The organism is Spartinivicinus ruber, from assembly GCF_011009015.1.
GTDB lineage: Bacteria > Pseudomonadota > Gammaproteobacteria > Pseudomonadales > Zooshikellaceae > Spartinivicinus > Spartinivicinus ruber.
In genome coordinates, this window is sequence record NZ_CP048878.1 from 4,737,009 (window position 1) to 4,763,362 (window position 26,354).

The window sequence follows — 26,354 nt, forward strand, 5'->3', positions numbered from 1 at the left end:
TCATAGTAACTGCTTGGCAATAGTCTTAATCTGTAGGCTATAGCCATAAACCAAGTGCTTAAGCTGTACTTTAGCTTGCCAAGGATCTACATGGTCATATTTAATTTCAATAATAGGTTTGGATTTATTATAAATTATTCTTGTATAAGTCCCATTTTGAGCATGATCAGCTATGCGATAAGCTGAACCATTAAAGGCTGACCGAATAGCCTTAATATTGGAAAATGCTAACAAAAAATCGCTTAATAAATAATTAGCTTTCAACTGATCCGGTAATAGTGGGCTTAACTCTGCCGTTAACTTATCTTGCTGATATTCCAGTGTTATTAATCGATGGCCAATATTGGTCAAGCCAACCATTACCAGCTTAGATTCATTGGATTCCAGCTGAAACAACAGTTGATTTTCCTTACCCTGATAGTTACCGACCAATTCCTGGGTAGCCGTAAAGCTTTCCCCTAATGCTTGTACTTTGGGTAACGGCATCGTTGATGATTTTACAGATTGGCCATCACCTATTGTCTGATTCACTGTACGAAAACCGCAACCAGTTACCAGCCAGCTATACAGAACTATGACGAATAAACTCTTCACACACGCTCTCAACTACATAGCTCCTTTAAAACATTCAGCCGACGACCACAATCAGCTACATAGGGGTTAGCCTCATCCCAAGCATAACCCGCCAAAATAGAACAGACCATGCGCTCTACCCCTGGCTCTTTTTGATCAAAAAATAAAATATTTTGCAATGAGCCATCGTACCAAGCTTCAACAAAACAGCGAAATGTATCAATCCCCTTCATTAAGGGTTGATGATAACAGGCTTGCCAATCAACCACTTCACCCATCACTTGTTTAGTAATTAACCCCGCTGCAAGATGGGCTGACTTTAACGCAATAGTTACTCCAGAAGAAAATACCGGGTCTAAAAACTCTGCAGCATTCCCCAATAACACAAACCGGTCTCCCCATAGTTTGGAGACATTTGCAGAATAACCAGCAATTTTTTGCGCTGGATTAATAAACTCAGCACTATCCGTTAATTGAGCTAGCTCAGATGCCTCGCCAATTAATCGCTGCAATTGACGGGTGTTATCCTCATCCTTGTTTACTAATTCAGGTGGCACCACTACTCCAATGGAGGCAGTACCATCAGAAAATGGGATGAGCCAATACCATACATCTTGACGTTCAGGATGAATCGTAATGAGGATTTTATTACGATCAAAATTTTCACAACTTATGTTATCTTTGATATGGGTAAAGAATGATTGTCTAACAGGAAAACAGGATGGAGTCTCCAAATCAAGCAAACGAGGTAATACTCGACCAAAACCACTGGCATCAGCTAAAAACTGGCCATAAAAATGGTAACTATTACCTTGTTCATCGACACAACATACTTCTACTGTTTCGTTTAAAAAGTTGACTGCAGTGACCGTGTAACCATACTTAATCTGCACCCCTTGTTGCTCAGTGGCATCAGCGAGCACCTTGTCAAAAGCTGCTCGCTTCACCTGATAGGTAGTTCCCCAGCCAGTGGAGAATTTTTCTCTGAAGTCAAATTGGGTATACTGGCTGGCACGACGGAATACTGCACCATTTTTATACTGAAAGCCGGCTTCAACCACTGGCTGCAATAAGTTGGCCGCTTCTAAATAGGTCATAGATTGAGGTAACAGGCTCTCACCAATACTAAAACGAGGAAAATGAGTTTTCTCAACAACCAAAACGGATAATCCCTGTTGTTTTAACAGCGAACTCACCACAGCTCCTGAAGGACCCGCTCCAATGACTATGACATCAAATGCCTCTTGTTGATTATTCATATTACCTATCACCGACTACCTGGAAATATGTTTGGCCGCCAACGGTGCCAGGAAAAAGGCACAACCGATACCGACACAAATCGTTAAACCAAAACTAAAAACCACTGGAATGTCACTTAACGCCAGCAAACCAAACGACAATAGGGTTGTGCATGCAGACAAAGCAACAGCCGTAAAAGTCGCATTTAACGAATGACTATCAGACTCCTTTAAAAATAGTGTGTAATCAATCCCGATACTCAACACTAAAATAATAGCTAAACAGTTAAATAAATTATAATAGCCTACCACTTGGGCAATACTGGTTATTGCCAATAATGCTGCAATCAAGGGTGGCATAAAAATAAAAAATGCGTCTTTCCAGCCGTAGCGAAACCACAAAAATAAAGCAATTAACAAATAAGCAACTCCAACCAGTTTTACTAACTGCACCCGATAACTGGCAAAGGTAGAGGAAACAGTTTTAGCCTGATCAATTAATATGACACCGTCTTGTTTTTCAGTTATGTTAGCTAAAGCTTGATAATCCATAATTTGATTAAAACGAATAACCGAGGCGACTTGTTTACTTTCTTGGTGTATTTCGCTGCTCTCTCCCAACCAAAGTGATTTTATCCATTTATTTGGAAACAGAGTAAACCAGTCATTAAAGTTTAATTGCTGGCTTTTCGCCGCGAGTATACTCTGCCGATACTGTTCAACTACTGACGATTGATAACCCAGCTGAGTCAATTTCAACCAAATATTGCTGGGGTCCTCTTCATTATTTTCAGCCAAACGACCCAGTAACTGATAATGCTGCTGTTGTATGGCTGTCGCAGGAATATAGTCAGATAATGCAATAAACTCACCTACAACCGCTTGTTTAGCATGACGAAGCTGGTGGACCAGCAGCTGTTCCTGCATTAACAGCTGCTCATTATTATCAGCAAAAATGATGGCATAAGGCCCTACATCAGCAAATCCTGTGATGGCTTGGATTTTTTGCTGCTCTTGAAGTAATTGTTCAGACAATGCCTGTAACTTTTTAACATTATCGTCTGCAGTTAACTGTGTTAAACCCGCTAAGGAGGCCAATAACAATCCCAGCGCAATAAATGTTTTTAAGCCCGTGGATTGATGCTGCCATTTAGATAAATAGCCCTGTAAAGCGTTACCTAATAAGCCTAAACCCGTTCGATAAAACCCTCTTGAAGATAACACAGGATAGGCTACCACCACTGTTAAAAAGGCCACTGCAAGACCAACAATGCTAAATATTCCCATTTGTTGCAACCCAGGGAATGGTGCAGTCACCATTGGGATATAACCCACCACACTGGTAAATAAGCCTAATATCAACCCTGGGTAAATAGCACGAACACATCGAGCAGGATGCCATTCGTCACTGGCCGTATATTGCTTAGCCAGATAATGAAAAGCATAGTCGATGGAAATACCAATTAAGCTAGCCCCAAATACCAAGGCAATAATATGCAGCTCACCAAAAATCAACAATGTGACAGAAAAAGCGACCAATACCCCTAAAGCAATGGTAAATAAGGTAAGTAATAATGGCTTAATACTTCTAAATAAAACCAATACTAATAGAATAATACCTACAATCGAACCAATACTAATTAAGGAAATATCCGCTTTGGCAGACTTTTCGCCATAGGCTTTATGAAAAGCCACCCCAGCTTTTAATAATTCAATATTGGCGTCTTTTGCCTGAAGCTGCTGTTCGACTTGCGCTATTTTGTCAACAAAATCCAGTTGTTGTTTATATTCATCAACCAGCACCAAGGACATCAACACATAAACCTGACCATTAGTTTGTGCTAGTAAATAGCCATCTTCCAACTGCAACTTGCCATTGGCTGAAGGTAACTGAGTTAAAAAGTCATAGAAAAGAAACAAAGGATCATTTTGGATCAGTTTAGAGTTTGCAGCAGATAACGGGCTATACAACTGTTGTTGAGCATGTGCAACCAACCCATTAATATCGCCATTTTTCAGCTGATTCACAACGTTATCAGAGAGCAAACCAAATCGGTAAGGAAAATACAGCTTAGCGACTGATTGCAAGCTATCTTGGTTAAGCTGCAAGAAACTGTCTGTTACAGCAGTATGTTGTGTCAATGTCTGATGCAACTGCCTAGCGTGATTTAGTGCCGTTTGCTTATCCTGATGACCTACTAGTAACACAACTTTATTAGCTACTGTTTTCACAGATCGGTCAATAAAAACCTGTGATGGCCTTTGTTGTTTAGAGGTCTCTGTTTGTTCAACTTGCGGTAACAGCTCCAGAATATCCATTTTCAATGGAATACCCTGCTGAAGCTGAACAAACAACAAAACCAGACTGGCAATAATTAACAACAGCCAACCAATAAACAACCCTTTTTGCCTATTAAGACCAACCATCCAGTTATTTCGCTTTGACATCGACAGGCTTGTTGCTGTTTAAAGAAATTACATCTAAAAGTGTGATTTGGCTAAAATCTCCGGACTGTTCCCGAATTTGAATCATATCCACTCGGTCACTGCCTGCGACTGTAATCCAGCTAATTAACTTTGTTAGCTGACTGTTCTGCTTAGGCTTTAAACCCAACTGCCAATTATTTGCGGTGCGCTGCCAATATAAATCAAACCCTTCCTGCAACTGTTTGATATCAGCATTCAGCAACGCCTGAAAGCTTTTAGCATAACGAGAAAAGCCTGCAGACTGGCTCTCGGGCTTAACTTGCCACTGGCCTTGGGTGAAATCACTACTTGTCACTTTCCACTCATATAATCCAGTTGTATTGACTTTAATCCGGCTTTTGGTTGGCTGTTGAGTATCCCACACTAATCCTTGTTGTTCAGATAAAATAAACTCACCAGATGACAATAGTGGACGGCTTAGTACTTTAATATGTTTTTCTTGATTAAATTTTCCTTGAATATTATTTTTTAAAGCTAGTGTTTTATTTAAAAATTCTTCGACATTTGCTGGCTGCTGTAATTTTTTAGAAAAAGGAAAATCAAGCACTTCTGCTTTAACAACCCCAATCATAAATAGGGTGATAAGTGTAAAAACCTTCAGCAAGCATTTATTCATCCTCAACCTCTACTCCTAACTTATCAAATAATATTGACGGTGAGCGAAAACAGGTTTCATGATTACTCAATTTAACAGCCATTTGCACAGTATGGCCTTTTGTTAGGGTTTCACCCGTTTGCTTATCTTTAATCCGGTAAGCAATTTTCAAGCGGTTTTCATATTCAACTAATGTGGCCGATACCAGAATACTTGCCTCAAATTTTGCCGGACGAATGTATTTAATTCGAAAATCAACAATCGGCCACATATAGCCCGACTGTTCCATTTGCCGGTAGTTATAATCAAATGAGTCCAATAGCTGACAGCGGGCAATTTCAAAATATTTAGCGTAATGACCATGCCAAGCAACTTGCATCATATCCACATCATGAAACGGCACGGTTATTTCGACTGTCTGACTAAATTCCATTGTTATTACATCCACCATTGATAAAGAGTATTGGAGAACACCCTATCACTCCATATTCTGCAGCTTTCACAACAACCTTCATTTTGAGGGACTGTATCAACCGTATAATTCCCACCTTTGCTGCTTAATATACTCCACTGTTTGGCGCAGTACTTGTTCTAAAGGCCGATCTTCTTCAACCAACTCAAAATAGCCAAATACATCGTTATACATCGCCTGTAGGGGTTCACTTAACGACGACAGTTGCAACTCACCTTTACGCACTCTGAGTGCTAACGCTTGATGAATAGATAAAATAGCCGCTGCCACAACCTGCTCAGTTAGCTCTAATACACGTAAACAGTCCCGTGCAGCAATGGTCCCCATACTGACTTTATCCTGATTATGACATTCCGTAGAACGGGAAAATACACTGGCTGGCATGGTTAATTTTAACGCTTCAGCTGTCCAGGCAGAGGCCCCTATCTGCACCGCTTTAAAACCGTGATTGACCATTAATCGTTCTTGAGTAGCGCCAGTCAAGTTAGCTGGTAAACCATTATTAAATTTAGTGTCCATTAACAACGCCAATTGCCGATCAACCAAATCGGCTAAATTAGCGACAGTATTTTTCATCGAATCCATTGCAAAGGCAATATGCCCACCATAAAAGTGGCCGCCATGTAATACATGTTCACCTTCGGCATCAATAATCGGATTATCGTTAGCACTGTTAATTTCGTTTTCAATAAAACTTCTAAATGAAGGTAAAGCGTCTTGTAACACCCCAATAACATGAGGTGCACAGCGAATTGAATAACGGTCCTGCAAACGATCCGACTGTTTAGGTGACTCAAAATGCTGTAAGTCAGTACGAATCCACTTTGCTATTTCCATTTGCCCTGGGTGTGGTTTAACAGCAAACAGTTTCTCATCAAAGTGATAAGCATTCCCCTGTAATGCAATGCTCGCTAACGAAGTCAACCGGGCAGTTAACTTGGCTAAATAAGCTGACCGCTGATAAGCATCGCAAGCCAGTGCTGTCATCACTGCAGTACCATTCATAATGGCCAGCCCTTCTTTAGGACGCAATTTGATTGGCTGGATATGCTGTTCAGCAAATACCTGACTAGTCGGCCGTTGTTGTCCTTGATAGATAACCTCTCGCTCCCCCATCAATACCGCAGCCACATAAGAAAGTGGAGTTAAGTCTCCACTAGCCCCCACAGAACCTTCTTGAGGAATCACTGGCGCTATTTTTTGGTTAATTAGCGTGGTTAGTAACTGTAACAAATCCAAGCTAACCCCAGATACACCTTTGGTTAACGAAGTTAAACGTACTGCCAATACCGCAACGACTTGCTCTACCGTTAAGTATTCACCTAAACCACAGCCATGAAAACGGGTTAAATGGACTGGTAACTGTTCGACTAATTCAAGCGGCACAGATACTGTACAGGAGTCACCATAGCCAGTGGTTACACCATAAATCACTCCTTCTTCGTGGAGCAACTTATCCAGGAATTCACAACCTTGTTTGATTTTACTAACAAAGGTTTGCTCAGAAGACAGTACAACCTGCTGATAGCCGGCAGCAATACTATTGATATCTTCAATGGAGACCCAGCTTTGATCTGAAATGGTAACAGCTTTTTCAGCATTGACAGCAGATTGAACCATGGACATTACACCTAAATTACTTTACAGCCTTTTTTACAGCAGGATTTTGTTGGTTTACAACTTTATCCTGCTGCCAAAAATCAAAAAAATTAAACCACTGGAGTGGCTGTTTTAAACAGAATCTTTCTAAATAATTGACATATATTTTTGCGGTATTCAGTATTTCCTGATCCCTTACTTTTTTCCCAAAGGGGATTTGCTCAGTAATTTTTTCAAAATGAACACGATAACGGTTTTGTTCTTGATAGCACAATAACAAATAAACTGGACATTTAAGCAAACCCGCTAAAATAAATGGACCTTTAGGGAAAGGTGCTAGATGCCCTAAAAAATCTACATAGCAACAATTGGCAGGATCATTCACCGAAGTACGATCTCCAACAATCACAATAAACTCACCTTGCTCAATTTTTTCACTGAGCATTATGGCAGTATCCGGGCCAATTTCAGTCACTTCAATTAAACTTAGTTGCGCTTCTGGATTAATTTCCTGGATAATTTTGTTAAAAGCAACAGCATGTTTAGTATGTACCAGCACATTCACTTTTTGCCCATATTTGGCATAAGCAAGTGCTCGACAAATCTCACTATTGCCAAAATGGGCTGTGATCAGCATTGCTCCTTGTTGCTCCACCAACAATGAATCAAACAACTCATTATTAACAATATCAACATCTTTTTCGGTTATTTTATTTGCCCACACAGCACATTTATCCAAAGTGGCTTTACCAAATGCCATGAAGTGTTTAAAACTATCATGACTGCTAACCAATACATCAGGACGAATGTATTCTGATAGCAGCTGAGTAACTTGATTGAACTGGATTTGCTGTTTGGCTACACGAGATAAATACGTTTTTGATGCCTGTTGTGCGGTCTTATTGGTTAAATAAAAATAGCCAATAATCGGGTAAAGCAGTGGTCTAACTAACTTGTCACCACCCAGTCGAAATACCCACAATAAAAATTTTAATCCCCAAATACTGCCTCGTTCACTGATCATTGCCCAATGAGTGGCTTGCTGAGTAAATAGTTTACGCTTGAGCAAGCTTGGCAGTCTAAACACCATCCCACACATCAACCGAGTGTGCATTTTGCTGATCAGCCAGTTGTCATGCCATAAATTAAAATGGGATATACCATTTTCTGGGTAAATCACCCGGGTAGGATAAGCTTGCACGGGAATCCCTTGCCAGATCATTTTGACCAGCACCTCAATATCGAAATCCATTCTCTCACCCACTACCTGATCCAATACGGAAACAGCACTGGCTAAAGGATAAACACGAAAGCCAATCATTGAATCGGTGAATGACAAAGTTTCCAGCCACACCCAAAAATGGGTGAATAAACGCCCATACTGTCGTGATTTAGGAATTGATTCATCATACAAGGGTTGCCCTGTCACGAGGGCCTCTGGATTTTGCTTGGCTTTGGCTAACAGTTGCGGAATATCCTGTAAATCATGCTGGCCATCAGCATCGACCTGCAAAGCATGGGAAAAACCATTTAGCCAGGCAACTGCCAACCCTTGTTTAACAGCGGCACCTTTTCCCTGGTTTTTGGCCAAAGTCTCTAGTCTCAATTGAGGGTTATCTTGCTCAAGTTTTTTTAGCACTTGCTTGGTAATGTCATTACTACCATCATCCACTACAATACAAGGCAAATTAAGTGTATTAATGCCTACTATAACATCAGAGATTGTTTCACTGTGATTATAAATTGGGATAACGATACAAGGCTTAAACTCGCTCAAGGGTTCCCCCAAACAATCCGGCCAGAAGAAAAGACTTTTTCTTCATCAGTAAAACTAAATTTGGTTTTTCCACTAGCTAACCGTTCTAAGCTTAAATACAAAGTGGTAGGAGGCATTACCAACTGCTGAAATTTAATAACCTCTAACTGTTTTACTGTCGCCTGACCAAAACCCAGTTGCTGGGCAAAGTAAATGGCCCAGTCCACCTGCACCACCCCTGGTAAAATTGGTTGATTAGGAAAATGGCCAGCAAAATGTGGTAGTGATTCTGAAATCGTTAATACAACACTTGCCTGCTGACCTGTTTGTTGTTTGATTGAATAGTCTGGTAATTCCATTATTCACCTATATATACTCTTCGCGAATGATTTTTAAGCTTTGTTACCATCGCTAAGCTCCTGAGGTTTCATCCCTCAGTGGCCTCGCCTAAAAAATCCTTCACAGTGAGCATATTACGCTTTATCTTTACACCTTCTCAAATAATGCTGCTAAAGCACTGGCAGACACTTTACCCTGGCTATTTTCAGGTAATTGATTTACATAGCGCCATTTTTTAGGTAACAAGGTCCTCTCAAAATAGTTACTTAATAACTGGGTAAAGTGCACACTCAACTGTCTTTTACCGAGTTGGTTTAGCTTTTCCTGCCCTGCTTCTGTTAATACAATAGCCACACCTACTTTGGCTCTTGCCCCGGATAACAAGCCAACTGCTGCCACTTGGCTGACTTCCACACATTGTTGCAGCACCGACTCCAACTGAGCTAACGACAACCGTTTTTCTTCAACTTTAACGATCCGGTCTGCTCGTTCTCTTAACAAAAACTGGCCATTATCCTGCAGATCAATTATATCGCCCATTACTAAATAGGCATGCTCTGAACTAATAAAAGGTGAACTAACTTGTAAACAACCCGTTTCAATATCTTTAGTGACATTGCACCTGGGTAGTGGTGTCCAGGCTGAATCTTGCTGACACTGTTGACGCCAGGCAACACCACCGGTTTCGGTACTGCCTAATACTTCAATAGGAAATTGCTGAAGCTCATCAGCCACCTGTTTGGCAACTGGGTAGTCTAACCGGCCACCAGAAGAGACCACCATCGACAACGACTTTACCTCGCCATCAACAGTATCTGGTAATCGTTTTAATAATGCGGGGCTAGTTATCCATACCACTTTGGCAAAATGCTGGGAAACTGCCAAAAGCTCTTCAGGATAACTGATTAAGCGGCTTAAAATAGGGTTACCTATCGTTAGTGGCCATAAGATTTTAAATAAAAAACCATAAATATGCTGATGGCTAACCGTCGAGATAAAGACAGCCCGTGCTGTATTTTCTTGCCATAAACGATTTAGTACAGCTACCTCCTCAACAAGCTGACCAAATTTTTTAGATACTAGTTTAGGCTTACCCGTGGTACCAGAGGTATAAAAATATAATGGCTGATGGCTATCTACTAAGAATGACTGCCATTCCTCCAGATAAAATTCCAGGTCATCCGACAAATCAGGTGTATCATGAGTCGCTAGCAAGTTATCGAAAATAACTGGAATGTAGCTGTCACTATCAACATCTAAAACACTATCAGTCAATAGTGTATATTGCAGGTTAATCAACTTATTTAGAGTGGCTGGTTGCTTATTTGGAATAATAACAATTTCTAGACCAGTTTTTAATGCAGCTAATAAAGCAACAATAAAACAAATAGAGTCTTCACAATAAATAGCCCAACCTCGGCAGCTCTTTTTACTATTTAATTCATTTGCATAAACAGACACTGTTTTTATTAACTCAGCTGTTGTCACTGGCTGATCTTCTGACAAATAACCCAAGTGCTGTTTTAAGTTTGCACGATCTGTCGCCAGTTGACTAAAGCAAGCTGGTTGCCAAGCATTTTCAATAACCAGGTCTGATGAAAAGTACTTCAACACTGCTGATTCCTTTTCTTGACCTGTTGCCGAATACACCACTCCACAGCAAATAACAGCCCCATTAATACATAAGCAATACAGCCATTATACAAGGCCCAGGTTTCAAAAGCGCAGTAAACAGCCGTAAACGCAGCAATAGCACCATTGATGGCAAAAAATAGCACCCACACGATTGTTACCTTCCGAGTATAAATAATCGCTTCATCAGGTAAATCAGGCTCCTGCAATCGGGCGAGGCGCTCTATCATTGAGGGTGGTGACTTCAACGTCACGCCAAAAGTAGCCAGCATAATAATATTCATTACCACTGGATAAAGTTTTAACGGCATTTCATGGTTTAATACCATTGTCCCCAGAGCTAATAAAAATATTGCCAAGCCGCCCCATAGTGCCGGTTTTAACAACTGCAGATTTTTTCGTACTGCACTACTTAGCGCCAGCCTCACAGCCACCAAAATAAAAAGCAGCAGCCCTATCCAGCGGGGCTCTAAATACTTTAGCCCTATCAATACAATTAATGGATAAAGCAACCCAAGCACAGCAATTAGCCCACTTAACCAACGCATTAGCTATCCTTGCCAATCACTGTTGTAGCTAGCAACCATTTGATAAATAACAATCTCATTGAATGAATGCCACTTACAGTTATCTGTTGCTATTTAATCAACTGCTCGATGGCATTCACCACATCATCAACAGTTCTTACTGCTTTAAAATCTTCAGGTTTGATTTTTTTATTAGTTAATTCTTGGAGCATAATAACCAGATCGACTGCATCGATACTATCAAGATCTAACTCTTCATATAAGTTTGCTTCAGGAACAATATCCGCTTCGTCAATTTCAAACTTTTCAACCAATATTTCAGTAAGTGCAGCTAAAATATCTTGACGAGATTGCATGGTTACTTCCTCTCTCACTTATTTGCTTCAATAAAAGCGGCAAGACTGTTAATTGAGGCAAAATGCTGTTTATTATCTTCAGCATTAGCTTCAATTTTGATGTTGTAACGCTTTTTCAATGCTAAACCGAGCTCTAATGCATCAATTGAGTCCAGCCCTAATCCTTCTACAAATAATGGCTCGTCATCAACAATATCTTCTGGTGCCACATCTTCCAAATCCAACACATCAACAATTAGCTGTTTTAACTCTTCCTTTAAGCTAGACATAATTACTACCTTTATGTGTACTGACTTTCTAAATATCGGGTTAATTGCCTGGTGGCCAGGGGCAACTCGTCAGCTTCTGCAAGAAACGGTTGAACTTCCACCAGGCGTTTAACCTCAACTAAGAACTTTACTTTTCGATCAGCAACCTGATACCACTTTTCCTGTTTTGTTAGGGTCGTGGGCTGACAACTTATCTCTACCAAGCGAATATCCGCTTGGGCTCTTAATGCAATATTAGCTGCACCCCGCTGAAACCGAACAGCTTTACCTGGAGTGGTGCGCGTTCCTTCAGGAAATAAAATTAAACAACCGCCCTTTTTTAACGAATCTCGACATTGCAAAATAAGAGCCTCTGTATCCTGATTGCTAATATAACCAGCCGCTTTGACCACACCACGTAAAAACGGATTACGCCAAAGCGCCTGTTTTACCACACAATCCGCTTGTGGCAAGGCGGCAATCAATAATACTACATCCAGCAAGGAAGGATGGTTTGCAATAATAATTCGTCCCTTATCCGCTCTTAAGGTTTCCAGCCCTTTGATTTCGTAACTCATTACTCCTAAATAGTCGAGTAACTTGAGATAAAAGCGAAAACTCCAACTAATCAATTGCTGTGCACGATAGCGCCGCAGCCATTGGTCACGCCAAATTAAGTTAATTAGAGGAAACACCAATAGCGCTAATAAGAAACCTCCAATGCCAAACAATAAAAAGCTAAAACCAGTCGCTAGCACTCGCCAGATCAAATAGAGCTTCTTCATTACAAGTGCTCGTACTGCCACACCATTCGATCAGTGGTTACTTGTAACTGCTGATTTTCAGATAACAGGAGGCGAATAAATGCCAATGCCGGTGAGATTAACTGCTTTTGCTGAGAGCCAGCCTTTTGATAACTAAGCTGAACTGGTCTACCTGCTTGCTGGGATAGTATTAAACCCAAGCTAAAATAAGAACTGGACTCATCCTGAAACGCCTGATAAAAATCAGGCAACGGCATATGGGTAAATACCAACAGTACTCTATTCACCCCAGGCGTAGATAATTGCGATACAGCTTCTATCAAACTACAAGGAAAAGTATCCTTACCAGCTGCCAAAGCGGTTGTAGCAGCATTATCATTGAATAATACCCCATACCATCCTGCAGTGCTGTTATGGACTGACAAACCAAACTCGGTGGGTGATAGAGGCTCATTTACTGCTAATTGTTGAAGCATATGCTGCATCCGCTGAGCCTCACCATGTCGACTGGCAAATACTGTACGTACTGACGAAACTTCAGTTTTTTCCAGACATTCATGAGCAACAGCTAAAGCCATTTTAGCTTGCAGACTTAATCTTCTTCGCTGCCTAGCTGGTAACCAAGCTAAATCCGGCTGATTTTCAGTGACTGGTATCTCTGTTGCCCCCTCAGCCCACTGCTGCCAAGCGGCTTGATTGCTCAGGCCAGGAGCCCAGGCAGACCAGTTTTCAATTGAAAAAGTTAACTGCTGCATAATAATTGAGACTAGCGTTATTTCCCAATTCAAGCGGCCAAAACTACTGCCTAACATGGCACACCATGCGCCACTGACAATACCCGCTTACTTTCACAGGGTTATATGGGTGGCCTATGATCTACTAAAAACAAGTTAAAAGATAGGGGCTAGTCATAACAGCCTTGCATAGTAACCAGTTTCAAGGGAGACCAACAAAAAAGCGGGTACTATATCACAACCACCTGCTTGTTGAGAGCCTCGTCAAAACAATTTGGTGTTCTGCAAAGATTTATGAAAGCTCATCAGAATGCTCAAAACTTTCGATATCTGATGAAATATGGTGGCTAGAAGAATGACTCAGATGCAGTTTTTAGTGCTTGCTGGACTATATCATAGTCAAACCCACGTTGAATTAAATAGCGCTGCTTTTTTGCTATTAATGCTACATCGCTCCATTCAGCTACAGGATTAAACTTTTTTGCTAATGCAGCAACCGCTAATTGCAACCAGTCAATTTTCTGATTAGCTTCTAACACAGCCTCGACCATTGATTGCTCAATGCCTTTTAGCTGCATTTCTAGTTGAATGCGTTTTGGCCCCAAGTTTTTTTCAACACACCGACGAAAAATAGACTCTGCTGCGCGTTGATCAGACAAGTAACCTTCTTCACTGAGACTATCTAAAACGACTGACACTTGTTCTCCAATAAAGGAACGCATTTTTAATTTTTGCTTTAACTCTTGGGTCGAATGTTCACGACGAGCAAGCAGCCGTAAGGCTGCTTGTCGGATTTTATGAGGAGAGGAATTATTCATCAGTGTAGATACAAGTTATTTATAATATTTCCTACAACGTACCATTACACTTCTTCTACAACTGTCTCCTTTGATGGTGTTTCTATACCAAAGTGTTGACGGATTTTTTGCTCGATTTCAGTAGCTATTTCTGGATTATCCAGCAAGAACTGAGCAGCATTAGCTTTACCCTGGCCAATTTTATCACCGTTATAGGAATACCATGCGCCAGCTTTATCTATAACTCCTTGTTTAACACCTAAATCAACCACCTCTCCCATATGATAAATACCTTTACCATAAAGAATTTGGAACTCAGCCTGCTTAAATGGTGGTGAAACTTTATTTTTGACTACTTTGACCCGAGTCTCATTCCCAATCACCTCATCACCCTGCTTAACCGAGCCTATACGACGAATATCCAACCGAACTGATGCATAGAACTTCAAAGCATTACCACCAGTCGTCGTTTCAGGGCTGCCAAACATGACACCAATTTTCATACGGATTTGATTAATAAAAACAACCAGACAATTCGCTTGTTTGATATTACCGGTAATTTTACGTAACGCTTGAGACATTAGTCGGGCTTGCAAGCCAACATGTGCATCACCCATATCTCCTTCAATTTCTGCTTTGGGCGTTAATGCCGCTACTGAGTCAACAATAATCACATCCACCGCACCAGAACGAACCAGCATGTCAGTAATTTCCAATGCCTGCTCACCAGTATCGGGCTGAGACACATAAAGATCATCCACATTGACCCCTAGTTTTTCAGCATAAACAGGATCTAGCGCATGTTCCGCATCAACGAATGCGCAGGTAGCTCCTTTTCGCTGAGCTTCCGCAATGACCTGCAAGGTTAATGTGGTTTTACCTGAAGATTCTGGTCCGAAAATTTCAACTATTCGCCCTCTTGGCAGGCCACCAATCCCCAAAGCAATATCCAATGACAGTGAGCCAGTGGATATGGCAGGAATAGCTTCACGCTCATGGTCACCCATGCGCATAATGGCACCTTTACCAAACTGACGTTCAATTTGACTTAACGCTGCACTAAGCGCTTTCTTTTTGTTATCATCCATTAACTCACCTCGCCTCATAAGTTATAGATTCAATTTAGTAATCTGGTAAGTATCAGTGAGATACTGTATATTTACACAGTATTATTTCATACAACTTTATACTCAGCCAGTAAAATTTGCAAAAAAGTTAATCAATTTTTTAACAACAGGTTTAACTATTAAAGTGCTGTAGAATACCTTTTAATGCCTCAACCACAGCTTGCTTACGAACTTGCTCACGATCACCAGAGAAATGAAAACAGCAAGTTATCGTGGGATGTTCATGCAGTTGCCAAGCTATCCATACTGTGCCAACTGGTTTTTCTGCACTTCCTCCTTCAGGTCCTGCAATGCCGCTAATAGCAACAGCAAGATCTGCTTCACTGTGAGCAAGGGCACCATCTGCCATTTCGATTACTACTGCTTTACTCACTGCACCAAACTGAACCAAGGATTGTGCTGAAACTTCCAGCATTGACCGTTTAGCTGCATTAGAGTAAGTGACAAACGCACCTTCAAACCAGTTGGAGCTACCTGCAATTGAAGTCACAACTTGAGCGACCCAACCCCCGGTACAGGATTCTGCGGTAATTAGCTTCAGTTGCTGATCGATTAAAAACGTTCCTACTTGCTGGGCAAGTGCTTTTATTTCATCACTCATCGCATTTCACTTTTATCAAGTTTCGTAAGACTATCAATTACGTTAAGAAGTCAGTTGCAGACTATTTAATCAGTGAATCCTATATATACAACAATTGTTTTCCCAAATTAAGTTACATCCTAGGCTTAATCTAAAGCCATTAATTGCGTAGAATTATCGCCCCATTTCCTGTCACCAACAGAGCAATTAGTATCCAATGGCAAAAGTAACAACCCAAGCTTCAAAACATACGCCTATGATGCAGCAATATTTGCGGATCAAACAGCAACATCGCAATGAGTTGGTGTTTTATCGGATGGGTGATTTTTATGAGCTTTTTTATGACGATGCCAAAAAAGCCTCTCAATTGTTGGATATTACCCTGACTGCACGGGGAAATTCTGGCGGAGAGCCAATTCCAATGGCTGGCATTCCATTCCACTCAGCAGATAACTACCTGGCCAAGCTAGTTAAACTTGGTGAGTCAGTAGCCATCTGTGAACAAATTGGTGACCCTGCTACCAGTAAAGGTCCGGTAGAACGAAAAGTGGTAAGAGTTATCACCCCCGGAACCGTCAGTGACGAAAGCTTGCTGGAGGAGCGTAAAGACAATCTGTTAGCAGCATTCCATCAAAATAACAATCAATATGGCATTGCAACATTAGATATCAGTAGCGGCCGATTTCAGGTGGCAGAAGTCTCGGGAAAAGAGGCATTTTTAGCTGAATTAGAGCGATTAAACCCAGCAGAAATATTAGTGAGTGAAGACAGCCCTTTATTAGAGCAGCTTAAAAGTAGATCAGGAGTGCGCCGTCGACCAGTATGGGACTTTGATTTTGAAACAGCATTTAAAATGTTAACCCAACAGTTTCAAACCAATGACCTAGCAGGGTTCGGCTGTGACCAGTTAACCATTGCCATAGATGCTGCTGGGTGCCTAATGCAATACGCGAAAGAAACCCAGCGAACTGCTTTACCTCATATTCGCGGGCTGAGTATTGAGCGCCATGAAGAAAGTGTTATTTTAGACGCCGCTAGTCGTAGAAACTTAGAATTAGTAACCAATTTATCTGGAGGCAAAGAAAATACCCTGGCAGCCGTATTTGATAAAACAGCCACCTCGATGGGCAGCCGATTACTTTGCCGCTGGATAAACCGACCGTTACGAAATCAAGTTGAACTCAAACAGCGCCAGAAGGCAGTAAGTGCTTTATTGGCTGACTACAGCTATGAGCCATTACATCAAGCATTGAAACAAATTGGCGATATTGAGCGGGTACTAGCACGGGTAGCACTCCGCTCCGCAAAACCACGGGATCTGGCAAAGTTAAGGGATGCACTTCTGCAATTACCAGAGTTACAGGTTCAGCTGGCTAATATTCAATCCCCTCTCATTCAGCAACTGGGCCAGATTATTAGTGAATATCCGACACTTGCTGCGTTACTACAAAGAGCTATTGTTGATAACCCTCCCGTGGTCATTCGTGACGGAGGTGTTATTGCGGATGGCTATGATGCTGAGCTCGATGACTTACGCAATATCAGCGAAAATGCCAGTGAATTCTTACTGAAATTAGAGGCTCAAGAAAGAGAAGCAACAGGACTATCGACTTTAAAAGTGGGCTATAACCGAGTTCATGGCTACTTTATTGAAATTAGTCGCCAGCAGGCAGAACAAGCCCCTACTCACTACATTCGTCGGCAAACCCTCAAAAATGCCGAGCGCTTTATTACCCCTGAATTAAAAGAGTTTGAAGATAAAGCACTAAGCAGTAAAAGCCGGGCACTGGCCAGAGAAAAAGCCCTTTATGAGGGTTTACTGGAATTACTGTTAGAGCATTTAGCTCCCTTGCAAGATACCGCTGCAGCAATTGCTAAACTGGATGTCTTACAAAACCTAGCGGAACGTGCCGACAATTTAAACTTGTCCAAACCAACCTTATCGTCAAAGCCTGGTATTCAAATTAGTGAAGGTCGCCATCCAGTAGTTGAGCAAGTATTAGATGAACCATTCGTAGCTAATGACTTAAAGTTAGATAACCAGCGCCGTATGTTAATTATTACAGGGCCTAATATGGGAGGTAAGTCTACCTATATGCGGCAGGCAGCGTTGATTACCTTGTTAGCCCATATTGGTAGTTTTGTACCCGCTACGAAAGCCACTATTGGTATTGTTGATCGGATATTCACCCGGATTGGCTCTTCAGATGACTTAGCTGGAGGCCGCTCAACCTTTATGGTAGAAATGACCGAAACAGCCAATATTCTCCATAATGCAACCGAATACAGTTTGGTACTAATGGATGAAGTAGGCCGAGGTACCAGCACCTTTGATGGCTTATCATTAGCTTGGGCTTGTGCTGAATATTTGGCCACCCAAGTGAAAGCCTTCACCCTTTTTGCCACCCACTATTTTGAGTTAACAGCCTTACCAGAGCATGTCACTAATGTGGCCAATGTGCATTTGAATGCCACTGAGCATGATGACCGCATTGTCTTTCTTCATGCAGTTCACGAGGGACCAGCCAGCCAAAGTTATGGTTTACAGGTAGCACAACTGGCAGGCGTACCCCATCCAGTCATCACTCAAGCAAAACAAAAACTGGCGCAATTGGAATCTGCCAGCACAGTAGAGTCAGAAATAGATACAACTGAAGCTATTACAACTACGAGTTCTCGGCCACAACCTACAAAAAAATCAGCACCAGCAGTAGCCCCAGAAACACCACTGCAGTCTGATTTATTTGCAACAGCAAACCACCCAGTAGTGGACCAGTTACAGCAAACTAATGTGGACGACCTTACTCCCCTCCAAGCACTGGAACTGCTATATAAGCTTAAGCATCAAATTTAAAGGGCAAATGCAGCGCTTATTTTTAAGTGCTTCATTTGTTTTCTCTAATCACCAATCGATCTAACTATAGGGAAAATTTTTCTAGACACTAGGTGCTTATAAGCTGGAATTATCTATTAAGCTGTTTTAATAACTGATATAGTGCTGCATCCTATAAAGCCTTAATGACAGGTAGTCTAAAAATAGAGGGCTGCCTGCAGGATACTTAAACAAGAACAACTATGCTTGTTTACAGTTTCCACAATAAATTGATTAGCCTGATTTAAATAATAATGGAGTAACCCACCATGACATTCGTTGTTGGTGAAAACTGCATAAAGTGTAAGTACACAGACTGTGTAGAAGTTTGCCCCGTTGACTGCTTTTATGAAGGTCCCAATTTTTTGGTGATCCACCCAGACGAGTGTATTGACTGTGCTTTATGTGAGCCAGAATGCCCAGCTAATGCTATTTTTTCTGAAGATGAAGTACCAGAAGATCAACAAGAGTTTATTGAGTTGAACGCACAACTTGCAGAAGTGTGGGACAATATTACTGAGAAAAAAGATGCCCCAGCAGACGCTGATGAGTGGAATGGAGTTGGAGGCAAACTGCAGCACTTAGAAAAGTAAGCAACTTACCTGCTCGCTAATAAACCTGCGCAATCAATATATGTTTAGTATATCTGGGGGCCAGCAGTATAACTTACCTGCTGTTACTGCTGACCTTCAGAATTAGCTTTTAGTAGTTAACTAAACAGTGATTCGCTGGAAAGCCCTTGTTTTTCAAGAATAACGCGTAGCCTTTTTAGCGCTTCTACCTGTATTTGCCTGACCCGCTCTCGAGTTAAACCAATTTCTCGGCCAACCTCCTCCAAAGTACTGGTTTCATAACCTCTTAAACCAAAGCGACGAGCAACAACTTCACGCTGTTTTTCGGAAAGCTCAGATAGCCATTTATCTATACTACTGTTAAGGTCTGATTCTTGTAACAGCTCAGCTGGATCAGAATCATGCTCATCAGAAATGGTATCTAAAATTGACTTATCTGAATCTGGTCCCAGAGGTGTATCCACCGAAGTGACCCGCTCATTAAGTCCTAGCATTCGCTTCACATCATCTACTGGTTTATCTAGTAGATCGGCTATTTCCTCCGGTGAAGGTTCATGATCCAGTTTTTGGGTTAATTCTCGGGCAGCTCTTAAATAAACATTTAATTCTTTCACCACATGAATCGGTAACCGAATAGTTCGGGTTTGATTCATAATGGCTCGTTCAATAGTTTGTCTTATCCACCAAGTGGCGTAAGTTGAAAAACGAAAACCTCTTTCCGGGTCAAATTTCTCAACGGCCCTAATTAAACCTAAATTACCTTCCTCAATTAAATCGAGCAATGACAACCCTCTGTTAACATAACGACGGGAGATTTTCACCACCAGTCGCAGGTTGCTCTCAATCATTCGCTTTCTACCCCCATCATCGCCTTTTAGGGCTAAACGAGCAAAATGTACTTCTTCTTCAGGGGTTAGGAGTGGCGAATAGCCAATTTCATTGAGGTAAAGTTGAGTGGCATCAAGGCTTTTATAAAAGCTTTCGTCATCTTCTTTTTCTTTATTATTTTTATTTGATGAACGATTTTTCGGGTGCTTCTCAGAAAACCCTGAGTCGCTTTCTAAGCTATGATCGGTATCACCACGTTCTTCGTTAAAGTGCGAGTCCTCAACGTCTTCGTGGATATAGTTCGTAAAGTCAACTTGTTCCCTTTTCAGTGCCATAGTCAGTGATCCTGCGTTGTAGTTGGAGTAATTATTGTTTTTTTAGCCATGACAGCTATTAAGACCCACTGTTCATGTTTTAACGCCAGGTTTTATTATTATCTGGGCAGAAACTTCAAGGGATTAACAGGTGTGCCATTTTGCCTAATTTCGAAGTGCAATTTCGCCATTGTGGTACCTGTCGCTCCTATTTCGGCAATCTTTTGCCCAGCCTGAACCTTATCACCTTCCTTGACAAGCAGTTTTCTATTATGGGCATAAGCGCTGAGAAACTGATGGTTATGCTTGATAATCACCAATTTTCCATAACCCAATAGACCACCACCTGCATACACTACTTTTCCATCCGCGGCTGCATTTACAGGCTGACCTAATTTTCCACCAATATCAATACCCTTATTAACCTTACCTTTTGTAGTAAAATTTTCAATTACCCTACCTTTTACTGGCCAGATCCAAGCTATATTGCCTGATTTTGATGTCCGCTTTTTTACACTTTTTGCCGTCGGTTTTTTGGCTTTTGTTACATTCACCGTTTTTTTTGGTTGCTTTTTTGTTAATTTCTGCAAGCCTCTTTCTGTTTGTTTTGTAGACAATATAGTGCTTGATAACCTAATTCGCTGCTGTGGGTGAATTAAATAGGGAGACTTAATATTGTTGGCAGCCGCTAACGTTCTGTAGTCCCAACCATAGCGCCAAGCTATGGAATAAAGAGTTTCTCCAGGCTTGACAATATGCTCTCCACGCGTCACTTTAGGGCGTTGAGTACGATCAGTAACAGGTGCATATGTCTTTGTTGTGACACAGCCAGGAACAAAAACGAAACAAGAAACCAGACAGACCATGCAAACAAAATGTGCAATATTTTGACTTTTAGATACAAACAAAATCACAAATTTTTCAAACTTTTCCCAATCATTTAAGCCGTTTGGTTATGTCTTTCTAGAATAAAACTATATATTTCTGCTAAAAAAAAATCTAAAAAACTACCAAATTTTATTTTTAATCAAACAGTTAATTAAACTATTTAAATTGTGCTATTTTTACAATCTGCTCTATTTTCAAAACGTGCTTTCAGCAGTTTTTGTCCCTTATCAACAGCTATTACAAGTACCACTGCCATTAACATTATAGTAATTGCCACTAACAGTTGATCTGATTGACCAGTAGATGCTTGAAACTGCCAAGGCAACACATTGTGCTGAATAAGTGGTACTTGTTCTCCATGACTATTTAGCCGGTATGAAATCGTTTGTTTCCAAGGCCACACTTTACTTAGCGACCCCACCATTAAGCCAGTTAAAAAAGCCAGTGTGATTTCCCGTTTATGGTTTAATAACCAATGCAACAGGTTTGAAAACATCATCAAACCCGAGAGGCAGCCTGCTGCAAGCACCGCCAAAACCAATAAATCAAAGTCCTTAATTGCCAGCATCACATGTCCATATAAGCCAAATAACAGCAGAATAAAACTACCGGAAATGCCCGGTAATATCATGGCACAAATGGCAACCATTCCCCCTAAAAAAAACATCGGATAACTGGCAGTCATTTCTGCTGGTGTGGCAGTTGATACGATAATAGCCAGCATCCCCCCAAAAACCCCACTTACAATACAACCCAAACGCCAACGTTTGACTTCCTTTCCAACATAAAATGAGGAAACGACAATTAAACCAAAGAAAAAAGACCACAATAAAATGGGATATGTGGCTAACAAATAACTGATAACTCTAGCCAATGTTAAAATACTGAAAACAATACCTGCTAGCAGTGTACAGAGAAAACTGCCGTCTATATATTCCCAAGCCGCTTTATAGCCTTTAGTAAATAAAAGCCGAATAGCATGATGATTAATATGGCTAACAGACTGAAGCAAACGATCATAAATACCAACAATAAAAGCAATGGTGCCACCTGAAACACCTGGCACCACATCAGCGGCCCCCATCGCCATCCCTTTCGTAAATAACGCAGCATACTTCAGCTTTTGACTCATGCTATAAACCTTGTTTGAGCTAACTCATGGCAGAAAATCCACCGACTATTCACTTCAATTCGAATAATTTATTCAATTTAATTTGTTTCTAGAATAATTATTTCAACCCATACTGTTTTATCTTGAACAAATACTTTTAACTATTTAAAAATTTTCTCTTTTCACTCAGCTCACTGTTTCAATTCAGCAGCTCATGTAAATTTACTATTTGAGCCCACCTAATAAAGGCACAAAATGCACCTTTTCTATTTCTCTTACTTGTACTCCAGCTGCTGTTTTGGTTATGAGATACAACATTTGTTCCCTGTTTTTGCCAACAGGAACAACCATCCGCCCCCCCACAGCCAATTGATCGATTAATACTTCAGGTAACTGAGGAGGTGCAGCGGTAACCATAATGCCATCAAAAGGGGCTTGTTGCTCCCACCCCAGGTGGCCATCAGCCACTTTTAAGTAAGTATTGTGAAGCCCTAGCAAACTCAGCCGCTTAGCTGCCTTTAGCTGTAAAGACTTGATCCGTTCAACACTAAATACTTCATCTGCCAGTTGAGCCAGCACAGCGGTTTGATAGCCAGACCCCGTGCCCACTTCTAAAACACGTCCTAAAGAGCTGCCTGTCAGCAGTAACTCTGTCATTCTGGCAACGATGTAGGGTTGCGATAAAGTCTGGCTAAAACCAATAGGTAATGCCGTATCTTCATAAGCTCTGTGGGATAACGCTTCATCAACAAAGATATGTCGCGGTGTTTGTTGAATTGTTTTCAATACTAGGCGTGAGGTGACTCCCTCTTTTTTCAAGCGGTTAACCAGGCGTTCACGGGTCCGCTTTGAAGTCATGCCTATTCCATTAAGCATAAGCTCATTCATAGCAAGGCCTCCAACCAAGGTTCAACATGAGAGAATGCTTGGTAATGGGTTTTATCTACTTGTAGTGGAGTAACAGAAACATAACCCTGCTCAACCGCAAAAAAGTCAGTGTCTTCTCCCGCATCTTCTGCGTCACCCACCGTAGCAATAAAATAGCCTTCATTACCTCTTGGATCTGTCAATTTGGCTGGTTTAGCAGGCCTTGCCCGATGCCCCAACCGAGTCAATAAAACCCCTTTAAGTTCAGCTAGCGGTAAATCGGGCACATTAACATTAAGTACACTTCTCTCAGGCAACTGCAGTTCACTGATGCCCTCTACCAACTGCCGTATAACTTGAGCAGCAGTAGCTAAGTGCATTACGGAGCGAGAACACAGCGAAATTGCAATCGCCGGATGGCCAAGAAACCGTCCTTCAAAAGCAGCTGCCACCGTACCTGAATAAAGTACATCATCTCCCAGGTTAGCCCCTAGATTAATCCCTGAAATAACCATATCAGGTATATGATCAAGCATTCCATTAATTGCTAAATGAACGCAATCGGTGGGTGTGCCATTCACACTAATAAAGCCATTACTATGGACTTCCGGGCGTAATAACTGATCAAGGGTGAGGGAGCTACTGGCACCACTTCTATCTCGATCAGGTGCCACCACCTGACAGTCAAAACGACTACACAAAGCCTGGTGGGATGCGGCAAGACCAGGAGCAAATACTCCATCATCATTTGAAAGCAATAATTTCATTTGTATACAAGTACTATCTGTTTACCAGTCAACCAGCTCACGAACGACAGCTGTAGCATAAGCCCCTTTTGGTAAATAAAACGAAATCTCAATATTATCTTGTTGTTGCTGCCAAACAAGCTGTTGAGGATAAACCACTAGTGACCGTCTGGCCATGGCGACTCCTCCTGCCACCAAACCATCAGTCAACAATTGTTCTTCCTCTGCCAGGTTGTTTTCAATTTCTGCCGCCTGCTCCTGGCTAAGCAAATGCCCTTTTCCCCACAATGGACCCGTGGCAATCAATTCAGCTTGTTGCCACTTTACCTTTGCCGCATCATCAATTTTATCCGGTAAAATAAGGGTATTGCTGTCATTAAATTGCAATACGTCACCTTTTATCAGCTCAGCCCATAAGTGATGCTTGACACGAAAATTTAATACTTTATTAAAAATATAGGCCCTGGCTGCAGACCAATAAATATCTTGTTGATTCTTTTTCGGTCGCCACTCACCTGAAAACCATTGCTCGGCCCTAGTTAAATTATGATTATCATAGCCGAACCGCTGAGCACCAAAATAATTGGGTACTCCTTGCGCCTGAATACGACTTATCCGTTCTATCAATTTTTTTTCAGCAACCACACCCTCTTTTAACCGAATAACAAACTGATTACCTGCATGACAACCTCTGGCCAATTTACGTTGATGGCGTACAACCTTCAGGATATTAACTCCATCAAGATTTAACTGCTGCCAGTCAGGCCCCTGTTTACCAGGTAAATGCAAGCTAAACCATTGACGGGTTACTGCCTGACGGTCTTTTAACCCACAATAACTAACTTGTCGTTGTTGTATACCTGCATAAGCAGCCAGTTGCTTGGCAACCCAAGCAGTATTCTGTCCAATTTTTTCTACCCACAGTAACTCGTGCTCACCCTCTTCGGTTGGAGTAATACCCAATACCTCTTCAACCACAAAGTCTTCGCACTGTGCTTTAAACACCGCTTTTGTCAGAGCTTTACCATGGGCCCTCGCTAGCTCAGTAAAATCTAACCAGCTCAAGAGATTGCCTCCAATAATACTACTGCATGGGCAGCAATCCCCTCTTTACGACCGGTATAGCCTAACTTTTCAGTGGTAGTCGCTTTGATATTGAGCTGGTTATTGCCTGCAGACAGCAGCTGCTGTAGACAATCCTTCATTTGAGGAATAAAAGGTGACATTTTGGGAGCTTGGGCAATTATCGTCATATCAACATTCAGTAGTTGCCAGCCTTGTTTCTTGACCAACTGATAAACATGAGTCAACAGTTGTTGACTGTCAGCATTTTCAAATTGAGGATCAGTATCAGGAAAGTGCTGACCAATATCACCTAAAGCAGCAGCTCCTAATAATGCGTCACATAGCGCATGAATTAATACATCACCATCTGAATGGGCAATCAACCCTTGGCTATAAGGAATTTTTACTCCACCAATGGTGATAGCATCACCTGGACCAAATTTATGTACATCAAAGCCATGACCGATTCTCATGTTGCTCTCTCTATTAACTGCTCTAATTGACCTGTTCTTAATTATTTTGAACATTTACACGTCGCCTGTCTGATGCTCCAGACAAAAAGCAGCTAACGGTAAATCCACTGGTCGTGTGATTTTTAAATTATCATCACGCCCTTCCACCATTTGTGGTAAATAACCCAACAGCTCAATGGCAGATGCTTCATCCGTTACCAATTGGGTTTTTGTTAATGCTTCAGTTAGTGCCTGTTTTAATAGTCCAAATCGAAACATTTGTGGGGTTTGAGCCTGCCAAAGATTTTCTCGCGAAACTGTTTGCTTGACCTCTTTCTTAGTATTTACAGCCTTTATGGTATCTTTGACTGGAACCCCTAATAAACCACCCACAGGGTGATCAACTAACGCTTGATAAAGTTTTTGAATCTCTTCCTGACGAATACATGGTCTGGCTGCATCGTGAACCATCACCCAATCCTTCGCAGTAGCACAATTAGCTAACCAGTTCAGCCCATTTGCCACAGACTGGTAGCGTTCTGCACCGCCCTCAATTTTTATAACTCTGACATTCTTACTGACAGGTAACTGATCAAACCATTGATCATCAGCAGCCACAGCGACAATAATTTTCTGAAAGGGAAACTGCAGCAACCGAGTCAATGTATGACTAAGAATCGACTGGCCATTGATTTCCAAATATTGCTTGGGTTTATTTTGTTGCATCCTACTACCAATACCGGCTGCAGGAACAATGGCCCAGCATGAACTAGGGTTGGATGTCATCAACTGCTTTTCTCTTCGCAAATGATTTT

27 protein-coding genes are annotated in these 26,354 nt (G+C 41.4%); 2 read left to right on the plus strand and 25 right to left on the minus strand.

Features of this window, described 5'->3' with window-relative positions; translation table 11 throughout:
* From G4Y78_RS21580 to pncC, 17 genes are all read right to left on the minus strand, one after another.
* Positions 1–531: a DUF3261 domain-containing protein gene (locus G4Y78_RS21580; protein ID WP_163834964.1), complete on the minus strand. Its 531-nt coding sequence runs from the start codon at positions 529–531 to the stop codon at positions 1–3.
* A gap of 71 nt (positions 532–602) precedes the next feature.
* Positions 603–1,832 (minus strand): NAD(P)/FAD-dependent oxidoreductase, encoded by a 1,230-nt coding sequence (locus tag G4Y78_RS21585; RefSeq protein WP_163834965.1) that lies wholly within the window; start codon positions 1,830–1,832, stop codon positions 603–605.
* A gap of 15 nt (positions 1,833–1,847) precedes the next feature.
* Positions 1,848–4,259, minus strand: a complete 2,412-nt coding sequence (locus G4Y78_RS21590) for an MMPL family transporter (RefSeq protein WP_163834966.1) — start codon at positions 4,257–4,259, stop codon at positions 1,848–1,850.
* Positions 4,243–4,914, minus strand: coding sequence for a LolA family protein (locus tag G4Y78_RS21595; RefSeq protein ID WP_163834967.1), 672 nt, complete (start codon positions 4,912–4,914; stop codon positions 4,243–4,245). Before G4Y78_RS21595 ends, G4Y78_RS21590 begins: the two co-directional genes overlap by 17 nt.
* Positions 4,907–5,326, minus strand: coding sequence for an acyl-CoA thioesterase (locus tag G4Y78_RS21600; RefSeq protein WP_163834968.1), 420 nt, complete (start codon positions 5,324–5,326; stop codon positions 4,907–4,909). Before G4Y78_RS21600 ends, G4Y78_RS21595 begins: the two co-directional genes overlap by 8 nt.
* Before the next feature lie 96 nt (positions 5,327–5,422).
* Positions 5,423–6,985: an HAL/PAL/TAL family ammonia-lyase gene (locus G4Y78_RS21605; protein ID WP_163834969.1), complete on the minus strand. Its 1,563-nt coding sequence runs from the start codon at positions 6,983–6,985 to the stop codon at positions 5,423–5,425.
* A gap of 16 nt (positions 6,986–7,001) precedes the next feature.
* Positions 7,002–8,741: a glycosyltransferase family 2 protein gene (locus G4Y78_RS21610; RefSeq protein ID WP_163834970.1), complete on the minus strand. Its 1,740-nt coding sequence runs from the start codon at positions 8,739–8,741 to the stop codon at positions 7,002–7,004.
* Positions 8,738–9,079: an ApeI family dehydratase gene (locus G4Y78_RS21615; RefSeq protein WP_163834971.1), complete on the minus strand. Its 342-nt coding sequence runs from the start codon at positions 9,077–9,079 to the stop codon at positions 8,738–8,740. Before G4Y78_RS21615 ends, G4Y78_RS21610 begins: the two co-directional genes overlap by 4 nt.
* Positions 9,080–9,206: 127 nt before the next feature.
* The gene (locus G4Y78_RS21620; protein ID WP_163834972.1) at positions 9,207–10,673 is read right to left on the minus strand and encodes an AMP-binding protein; all 1,467 of its coding nucleotides are present in this window, start codon (positions 10,671–10,673) and stop codon (positions 9,207–9,209) included.
* Positions 10,667–11,239 (minus strand): COG4648 family protein, encoded by a 573-nt coding sequence (locus G4Y78_RS21625; RefSeq protein ID WP_163834973.1) that lies wholly within the window; start codon positions 11,237–11,239, stop codon positions 10,667–10,669. The genes G4Y78_RS21620 and G4Y78_RS21625 overlap by 7 nt, the downstream gene beginning before the upstream one ends.
* Positions 11,240–11,328: 89 nt before the next feature.
* Positions 11,329–11,574, minus strand: a complete 246-nt coding sequence (locus G4Y78_RS21630; protein WP_163834974.1) for an acyl carrier protein — start codon at positions 11,572–11,574, stop codon at positions 11,329–11,331.
* A 14-nt stretch (positions 11,575–11,588) separates the two neighbouring features.
* Positions 11,589–11,843 (minus strand): phosphopantetheine-binding protein, encoded by a 255-nt coding sequence (locus G4Y78_RS21635; protein ID WP_163834975.1) that lies wholly within the window; start codon positions 11,841–11,843, stop codon positions 11,589–11,591.
* A gap of 11 nt (positions 11,844–11,854) precedes the next feature.
* Positions 11,855–12,607: a lysophospholipid acyltransferase family protein gene (locus G4Y78_RS21640; protein WP_163834976.1), complete on the minus strand. Its 753-nt coding sequence runs from the start codon at positions 12,605–12,607 to the stop codon at positions 11,855–11,857.
* The gene (locus tag G4Y78_RS21645; RefSeq protein ID WP_163834977.1) at positions 12,607–13,398 is read right to left on the minus strand and encodes a beta-ketoacyl synthase chain length factor; all 792 of its coding nucleotides are present in this window, start codon (positions 13,396–13,398) and stop codon (positions 12,607–12,609) included. Before G4Y78_RS21645 ends, G4Y78_RS21640 begins: the two co-directional genes overlap by 1 nt.
* A gap of 269 nt (positions 13,399–13,667) precedes the next feature.
* Positions 13,668–14,138: a regulatory protein RecX gene (locus tag G4Y78_RS21650; RefSeq protein WP_163834978.1), complete on the minus strand. Its 471-nt coding sequence runs from the start codon at positions 14,136–14,138 to the stop codon at positions 13,668–13,670.
* 44 nt (positions 14,139–14,182) lie between these two features.
* Entirely contained in the window at positions 14,183–15,205 is a 1,023-nt protein-coding gene (recA, locus tag G4Y78_RS21655) for a recombinase RecA (protein WP_163834979.1), read from the minus strand.
* A gap of 151 nt (positions 15,206–15,356) precedes the next feature.
* The gene (gene pncC, locus G4Y78_RS21660; protein ID WP_163834980.1) at positions 15,357–15,845 is read right to left on the minus strand and encodes a nicotinamide-nucleotide amidase; all 489 of its coding nucleotides are present in this window, start codon (positions 15,843–15,845) and stop codon (positions 15,357–15,359) included.
* Between the two features lie 196 nt (positions 15,846–16,041).
* On the opposite strand from pncC, the gene mutS reads away from it, so the two are divergent.
* On the plus strand, positions 16,042–18,678 hold the full coding sequence (mutS, locus tag G4Y78_RS21665; RefSeq protein WP_222937557.1) for a DNA mismatch repair protein MutS: 2,637 nt from the start codon (positions 16,042–16,044) through the stop codon (positions 18,676–18,678).
* Between the two features lie 287 nt (positions 18,679–18,965).
* Positions 18,966–19,289, plus strand: a complete 324-nt coding sequence (fdxA, locus tag G4Y78_RS21670) for a ferredoxin FdxA (protein WP_163834981.1) — start codon at positions 18,966–18,968, stop codon at positions 19,287–19,289.
* 116 nt (positions 19,290–19,405) lie between these two features.
* On the opposite strand, the gene rpoS is transcribed toward fdxA, so the two are convergent.
* The 8 genes from rpoS to ispD all read right to left on the minus strand — a co-directional run bounded on the left by rpoS (position 19,406) and on the right by ispD (position 26,325).
* Positions 19,406–20,431, minus strand: a complete 1,026-nt coding sequence (gene rpoS / locus G4Y78_RS21675) for an RNA polymerase sigma factor RpoS (protein ID WP_230425631.1) — start codon at positions 20,429–20,431, stop codon at positions 19,406–19,408.
* A gap of 98 nt (positions 20,432–20,529) precedes the next feature.
* Entirely contained in the window at positions 20,530–21,324 is a 795-nt protein-coding gene (locus G4Y78_RS21680; RefSeq protein ID WP_230425632.1) for a peptidoglycan DD-metalloendopeptidase family protein, read from the minus strand.
* 134 nt (positions 21,325–21,458) lie between these two features.
* Entirely contained in the window at positions 21,459–22,430 is a 972-nt protein-coding gene (locus tag G4Y78_RS21685; RefSeq protein ID WP_163834982.1) for a DUF368 domain-containing protein, read from the minus strand.
* Positions 22,431–22,634: 204 nt separating this feature from the next.
* On the minus strand, positions 22,635–23,297 hold the full coding sequence (locus tag G4Y78_RS21690; protein WP_163834983.1) for a protein-L-isoaspartate(D-aspartate) O-methyltransferase: 663 nt from the start codon (positions 23,295–23,297) through the stop codon (positions 22,635–22,637).
* Positions 23,294–24,043, minus strand: coding sequence for a 5'/3'-nucleotidase SurE (gene surE, locus G4Y78_RS21695; RefSeq protein ID WP_163834984.1), 750 nt, complete (start codon positions 24,041–24,043; stop codon positions 23,294–23,296). The genes G4Y78_RS21690 and surE overlap by 4 nt, the downstream gene beginning before the upstream one ends.
* Positions 24,044–24,064: 21 nt before the next feature.
* Complete coding sequence (gene truD, locus G4Y78_RS21700) at positions 24,065–25,087, minus strand: tRNA pseudouridine(13) synthase TruD (protein ID WP_163834985.1); 1,023 nt, start codon at positions 25,085–25,087, stop codon at positions 24,065–24,067.
* Complete coding sequence (gene ispF, locus G4Y78_RS21705) at positions 25,084–25,560, minus strand: 2-C-methyl-D-erythritol 2,4-cyclodiphosphate synthase (protein WP_163834986.1); 477 nt, start codon at positions 25,558–25,560, stop codon at positions 25,084–25,086. Before ispF ends, truD begins: the two co-directional genes overlap by 4 nt.
* Positions 25,561–25,614: 54 nt before the next feature.
* A complete protein-coding gene (gene ispD, locus G4Y78_RS21710) occupies positions 25,615–26,325 on the minus strand; it encodes a 2-C-methyl-D-erythritol 4-phosphate cytidylyltransferase (RefSeq protein ID WP_163834987.1) in 711 nt (236 codons plus the stop codon).
* Positions 26,326–26,354 lie beyond the last annotated feature (29 nt).

Excerpts from the sequence above, each read along its gene's own strand:
- G4Y78_RS21585 (WP_163834965.1), bottom strand. The coding sequence starts at position 1,832 with ATGAATAATCAACAAGAGGCATTTGATGTCATAGTCATTGGAGCGGGT.
- G4Y78_RS21590 (WP_163834966.1), bottom strand. The coding sequence starts at position 4,259 with ATGTCAAAGCGAAATAACTGGATGGTTGGTCTTAATAGGCAAAAAGGG.
- G4Y78_RS21595 (WP_163834967.1), bottom strand. The coding sequence starts at position 4,914 with ATGAATAAATGCTTGCTGAAGGTTTTTACACTTATCACCCTATTTATG.
- G4Y78_RS21600 (WP_163834968.1), bottom strand. The coding sequence starts at position 5,326 with ATGGAATTTAGTCAGACAGTCGAAATAACCGTGCCGTTTCATGATGTG.
- G4Y78_RS21605 (WP_163834969.1), bottom strand. The coding sequence starts at position 6,985 with ATGGTTCAATCTGCTGTCAATGCTGAAAAAGCTGTTACCATTTCAGAT.
- G4Y78_RS21615 (WP_163834971.1), bottom strand. The coding sequence starts at position 9,079 with ATGGAATTACCAGACTATTCAATCAAACAACAAACAGGTCAGCAGGCA.
- G4Y78_RS21625 (WP_163834973.1), bottom strand. The coding sequence starts at position 11,239 with ATGCGTTGGTTAAGTGGGCTAATTGCTGTGCTTGGGTTGCTTTATCCA.
- G4Y78_RS21630 (WP_163834974.1), bottom strand. The coding sequence starts at position 11,574 with ATGCAATCTCGTCAAGATATTTTAGCTGCACTTACTGAAATATTGGTT.
- G4Y78_RS21635 (WP_163834975.1), bottom strand. The coding sequence starts at position 11,843 with ATGTCTAGCTTAAAGGAAGAGTTAAAACAGCTAATTGTTGATGTGTTG.
- G4Y78_RS21640 (WP_163834976.1), bottom strand. The coding sequence starts at position 12,607 with ATGAAGAAGCTCTATTTGATCTGGCGAGTGCTAGCGACTGGTTTTAGC.
- G4Y78_RS21645 (WP_163834977.1), bottom strand. The coding sequence starts at position 13,398 with ATGTTAGGCAGTAGTTTTGGCCGCTTGAATTGGGAAATAACGCTAGTC.
- G4Y78_RS21650 (WP_163834978.1), bottom strand. The coding sequence starts at position 14,138 with ATGAATAATTCCTCTCCTCATAAAATCCGACAAGCAGCCTTACGGCTG.
- recA (WP_163834979.1), bottom strand. The coding sequence starts at position 15,205 with ATGGATGATAACAAAAAGAAAGCGCTTAGTGCAGCGTTAAGTCAAATT.
- pncC (WP_163834980.1), bottom strand. The coding sequence starts at position 15,845 with ATGAGTGATGAAATAAAAGCACTTGCCCAGCAAGTAGGAACGTTTTTA.
- mutS (WP_222937557.1), top strand. The coding sequence starts at position 16,042 with ATGGCAAAAGTAACAACCCAAGCTTCAAAACATACGCCTATGATGCAG.
- fdxA (WP_163834981.1), top strand. The coding sequence starts at position 18,966 with ATGACATTCGTTGTTGGTGAAAACTGCATAAAGTGTAAGTACACAGAC.
- rpoS (WP_230425631.1), bottom strand. The coding sequence starts at position 20,431 with ATGGCACTGAAAAGGGAACAAGTTGACTTTACGAACTATATCCACGAA.
- G4Y78_RS21685 (WP_163834982.1), bottom strand. The coding sequence starts at position 22,430 with ATGAGTCAAAAGCTGAAGTATGCTGCGTTATTTACGAAAGGGATGGCG.
- G4Y78_RS21690 (WP_163834983.1), bottom strand. The coding sequence starts at position 23,297 with ATGAATGAGCTTATGCTTAATGGAATAGGCATGACTTCAAAGCGGACC.
- surE (WP_163834984.1), bottom strand. The coding sequence starts at position 24,043 with ATGAAATTATTGCTTTCAAATGATGATGGAGTATTTGCTCCTGGTCTT.
- ispF (WP_163834986.1), bottom strand. The coding sequence starts at position 25,560 with ATGAGAATCGGTCATGGCTTTGATGTACATAAATTTGGTCCAGGTGAT.
- ispD (WP_163834987.1), bottom strand. The coding sequence starts at position 26,325 with ATGACATCCAACCCTAGTTCATGCTGGGCCATTGTTCCTGCAGCCGGT.